Below are 4,749 nucleotides of genomic sequence, written 5' to 3' on the forward strand. Positions count from 1 at the left end.
CGCCACGGCAACTGCGGCTGCCTGTGCGAAGCCTCCGCGGCGGCCCTCCGGCACCAGCGCCAGGACCCGGTCGGTCAGGGGGCGGGCCCACAGGATGAGCCCCACGGTCGCCCCGAAGGACAGCTGGAACCCGGGGTGGGACATCAGGTCCGGTGACGCGAGAACCAGCACGATGAAGGCCACGGCCGCCGCACGCAGCCCGTCGGCGATCCGGCCGGAAGAGGTGACGGCGAGCACGACGCCCGCCGTGACCACGGCCCGGAGCACCGAAGCCTCCAGGGCGGTCAGAAATGCGAAGAACACCAGCGGCGGCACGGCAAGCAGCGCGCGCAGGACACGTCGGCGAGGGACGATCCTGCGCACGACGAGCATCACGACCACCAGCACGACGGCCACGTTGGACCCCGACACCGCCACCAGATGCGCCAGTCCCGTCGTACGGAAGTCTTCGAGCGTCCGGTCGTCCAGGAGCTCGATGTCCCCGTCGGTCATGCCCAGCAGCAACCCGGCCTGCCGACGCGGAAGGACGTCCTGCGCGGCGGCGGAGAAACGCGCCCGCACGGCTCCCGCGGCGAACCTGATCGGAGCCCCCACTCCCGTCACTCGCGAGTCGTCGGCGGCCAGCAACGGAGGGCCGGAGCGGCCTCGCCGCGGCGAAACGAGCGACCCTCGCGCGCACAGCTTGTGGCCCGGACGTGCCGCGGCCTCCGAGACGAGAACCGGCTCCCGAATCGCCCAGCGGTCGGCGCCGTCGGCGACACTGCGGGCGGACATGTCCAGCGAGCGTGGCCGGCGCCCGGTCACCACCCCGCACACCTCGACCACTCTTTCCGCCCGGGCGAGCACGGGCAGAACACCCTCACGCGCCGCAGCCGAACGCCAGGCCGCGTCGGCTGCCCCCGATGCTGCGGCGGCGAGGAGGACGGACACCACTCCTGCGCCGTGCGTCCAGCGGCGGGACTCGTCGATCCGCCCCGCACGCCACGCGGCCGCACCCGCCGCCAGCGCCACCACGCAGGCGGCGGACCAGGCGAGTGCATGGGACGGCCAGGAGCGGCCTCCCGCGACCCCGGCGGCCACGCAGGCCGCGGCGGCCACAAGCAGCTGTGTGCTCAAACCGACACCAGGTCGGCCAGCTGCTCCAGCTTGCGCGCTCCGATTCCCGGAACCTTGCCGAGGTCCTTGACCGTCTTAAAGGAGCCGTGCTGGGTGCGGAAGTCCAGGATCTTCTGGGCGGTCGCGGGTCCGATGCCCGGCAGTGTGTCCAGCTCGGCGACCGTGGCCGTGTTCAGGTTCACCTTCTTGGCGGCGGCGGCACCGGCGGATCCCGGCGGACCGTCGGACTGGCCTCTCACCGGCAGGACGACCTTGTCGCCGTCTTTGACCGGCGCGGCCAGGTTCACCCCGTCCACGTCTGCATCCGGGCGGGCTCCGCCGGCGGCCCGCACGGCGTCGTCCACCCGTCGTCCCTCCGGCAGGCCGTACAGCCCCGGACGGCCCACGGCTCCCCCCACGTGGACCCAAACACGCTTGGACGGCTTGCCCTGCTGCTTTGCAGGGGTCGCCAGCGCGACCTTCACCGCCCTGGGACGCTGCCTCGTCGCGACCCCGTAGCCTCCGGCCAGCGACACCGACGCAATCACCGCAAGCGCGGCAAGCCCTCGCCGCAGGTTCGAGGGCCGAGCGACCGTCTCCACTCCCGCCTCCTGACTCGGGGGGAAGACGCTGCAGTTCCGGACCGGCGGGCGCGGCGGTGCCGGACCCGGCCGGGTCCGGGGAAGAGAAGGGGAAGAAGCTACCTGGCGGCTTTTGCCCGCGGCTTGCGCGAGCGAGCTTCAGCCTGCCGCTTCAGACGTTCCTTCTTATTGCGCTGACGGTCTTTGCGCCAGCGGATCCACGCGCGGTCACCTTTACCCACGACGCCAGCATGCTAGACGCCGCCGACGACGTCCACTCGCGTCAGCGGGTGAGGACGTTCACCAGCCGGGGAGGGCGGGCCACCACCTGCACCGGGGCCCGGCCGGCGAGCAGGTTTTGGACCCGATCCGATGCCAGGGCCGCCGCGACAGCCTCCTGCTCGGAGATCGACGGATCGACCTCGATCCGGTCGCGCACCTTGGAATCCACCTGTACCACCATCGTCACCTGCTGGACGCGCGACAGCTCCGGGTCCGCCTCCGGCCAGGGCCTGTCGTGGATCGACCCCTGCCCGCCGATGGACTCCCACAGCTCCTCGGTGATGAACGGCGCGACCGGAGCCAGACACTGCAGAAGGATCTCCACGCCCTCCCTCAGCTCGCCCGCGGGCGCGCCGGCGGCAGCCTTGGACAGCGCCCCCTGCATCTCCATCATCCGCGCGATGGCGGTGTTAAAGGCGTACCTGTCGAAGTCGGAGGTGATCGTCGCCAGGTGCCGGTGCACCGTGCGCCGCAGCTCCGAGTCGCCGGCAGGCGGCGATGGGTCCGTCAGGGCAGCCGAGTTCTCGGTGACAAGCCGCCAGACCCGCTCTACGAACTTGTAGGCGCCCCAGACGGCCTCGGCCCCCTCGGCAGGCCAGTCGTAGTCCATCTCGGGTGGGCCGATGAAAAGGATGAACACGCGCAGCGCATCCGTCCCGTACCTGTCCAGGACCTCGCCCGGGTCGACGATGTTGCCCAGCGACTTGGACATCGCCCTGCCGTCCTTGGTGATCTGGCCGTGGTTCATCAGCCGCCGGAACGGCTCCGTGGCCGAGACCATCCCCATGTCATGCAGGACCTTGGTGATGAACCTCGCGTAGATGAGGTGCATCACGGCATGTTCGATGCCGCCCGTGTACTGGTCCACCGGCATCCACGCGTCCACGAGGGCCGGGTCGAACGGGGCACGGTCGTTGTGCGCGTCGCAAAACTTCAGGAAGTACCAGGACGAGTCGACGAAGGTGTCCATGGTGTCCGTCTCCCGCCGCGCTTGGCGACCGCACCCGGGACACGCCACCTCGAGCCACTCGGTGGCCGTGGCCAGGGGGGAGTCGGCCCCCTCGGCGGGCTGGAAGTCCACCACGTCCGGCAGCACCAGGGGCAGCTCCGACTCGGGCAGGGGGACGGTCCCGCACGTCTCGCAGTGGACGATGGGGATCGGCGTCCCCCAGTAGCGCTGCCTGGACACCAGCCAGTCCCGCAGCCGGTACTGGACCTCGCCCTGCCCGCTGCCCTCACGCTCCAGCAGCTCGATCACGGCGCGCTTGCCCGGCTCGGAATCCAGCCCGTCGAACGGTCCGGAGTTGACCATGACGCCGCTGCCCTCGAAGGCCTCGGTCATCTCCTGCGGGTCGAGGTAGTCGCGGTCCTGGACCACGACGCGCAGCGGCAGGTCGTACTGCCGGGCGAACTCGAAGTCACGTTGGTCGTGCGCGGGGACGGCCATGACGGCTCCCGTCCCGTACTCCATCAGCACGTAGTCGGAGGCAAAGACCGGGACCTCCTCGCCGTTCAACGGGTTGATCGCCCTCGCCTCCAGCGCGAACGCGCGGCGCTGGGAAGCCATCGACATCCTCTCGACCTCGGACTGGCGCCGGATCTCGTCCACGAACTGCTCGTAGTTGGACGTCTTTCCGGCGCGCATCGCCAGCTGGTGGGCGACCGGATGCTCGGGCGCGAAAACAAAGAAGGACACCCCGTACAGCGTGTCCGGCCGCGTTGTGTAGACAGGGACGACGTCGCCCGTCTCGACGATGGCGAAGTTGACCACGGCGCCCTCGGACCTGCCGATCCAGTTGCGCTGCTGGGTCAGGACCGCGTCTCCCCACTGCAGGTCCGCCATGTCGTCCAGCAGACGCTGCGCATAGGCGGTCGTCCTGAAGAACCACTGCTCGAGGTCACGAACCACGGGGGTCGAGCCGCACCTCCAGCAGACCCCGCCGTGCACCTGCTCGTTGGCGAGAACGGTGCGGCAGGACGGGCACCAGTTGACCTTGGCCCCCTTGCGATAGGCGAGGCCGCGCTCGTACAGCCTTAGGAACAGCCACTGGTTCCAGCGGTAGTACTCGGGGTCGCAGGTGTTGAACGACCGCTCCCAGTCGTAGGAGAAGGCGAGTCTCTTGTACGACGCGACAAACCGCTCGATGTTGGCGTAGGTCCAGTCGCGGGGGTGGATCCCGTGGCGGATGGCCGCGTTCTCGGCGGGGAGTCCGAAGGCGTCGAAGCCCATGGGATGCAGGACGTCATATCCCCGCATCTTCAGGAAGCGCGCTATCGAATCCCCGATCGTGTAGTTCTCGACGTGACCCATGTGGGTCTCGCCGGACGGGTACGGGAACATCTCGAGCACGTAGCGCTTGGGGCGGGTGGGCGTCCTGGGGGCCGACCAGGCACGACGGTCGTCCCAGGACTCGAGCCACTTCTTCTCGATGGACGCGAAGTCGTAGGGCCTGCGCATGGGCGATTCTACCGTTGCCGCGTCGGGGGCTTACCGCCGGCCCCGGCCAGGCGGTCCACGAGAGCAAGTGGATACGGGTGCAGGACGCTGGGCAGCGACCCGGCGTCCCCCCGGGCCCCGACCACGAGCGAGATGACGCGGTCCAGGCCGAGCTCCCCGGCCTCGTACGCCGTTATCACCTCCAGGAGCTGCGGACGGGAGTCCGAAGCCAGCGGGCGCAGCACTTCGGCGGCTCTGTCCGGCAGGCACCTGTCGGCCAGCGCCGCCGTGAATGCCTCTCCGTATCCGGCCAGGTCGTCGAGCGACGCCCGCGAACCGGCGGAGGCCGCGAGC

General features: G+C 70.0%; 4 protein-coding genes. All 4 read right to left on the reverse strand.

Features of this window, described 5'->3' with window-relative positions; translation table 11 throughout:
* A partial coding sequence (locus tag VNE62_11615; protein HVE92926.1) for a ComEC/Rec2 family competence protein occupies window positions 1-1,116 on the reverse strand: 1,116 nt, incomplete at its 3' end.
* Entirely contained in the window at window positions 1,113-1,697 is a 585-nt protein-coding gene (locus VNE62_11620) for a ComEA family DNA-binding protein (GenBank protein HVE92927.1), read from the reverse strand. The genes VNE62_11615 and VNE62_11620, both read right to left, overlap by 4 nt.
* 262 nt (window positions 1,698-1,959) lie before the next feature.
* A complete protein-coding gene (gene leuS, locus VNE62_11625) occupies window positions 1,960-4,416 on the reverse strand; it encodes a leucine--tRNA ligase (GenBank protein HVE92928.1) in 2,457 nt (818 codons plus the stop codon).
* 8 nt (window positions 4,417-4,424) lie between these two features.
* On the reverse strand, window positions 4,425-4,749 hold a 325-nt coding region (locus VNE62_11630; GenBank protein ID HVE92929.1), incomplete at its 5' end, for a hypothetical protein.

The sequence above is a fragment of the Actinomycetota bacterium genome, from assembly GCA_035536535.1.
In the GTDB taxonomy this organism is placed as follows: domain Bacteria; phylum Actinomycetota; class JAICYB01; order JAICYB01; family JAICYB01; genus DATLNZ01.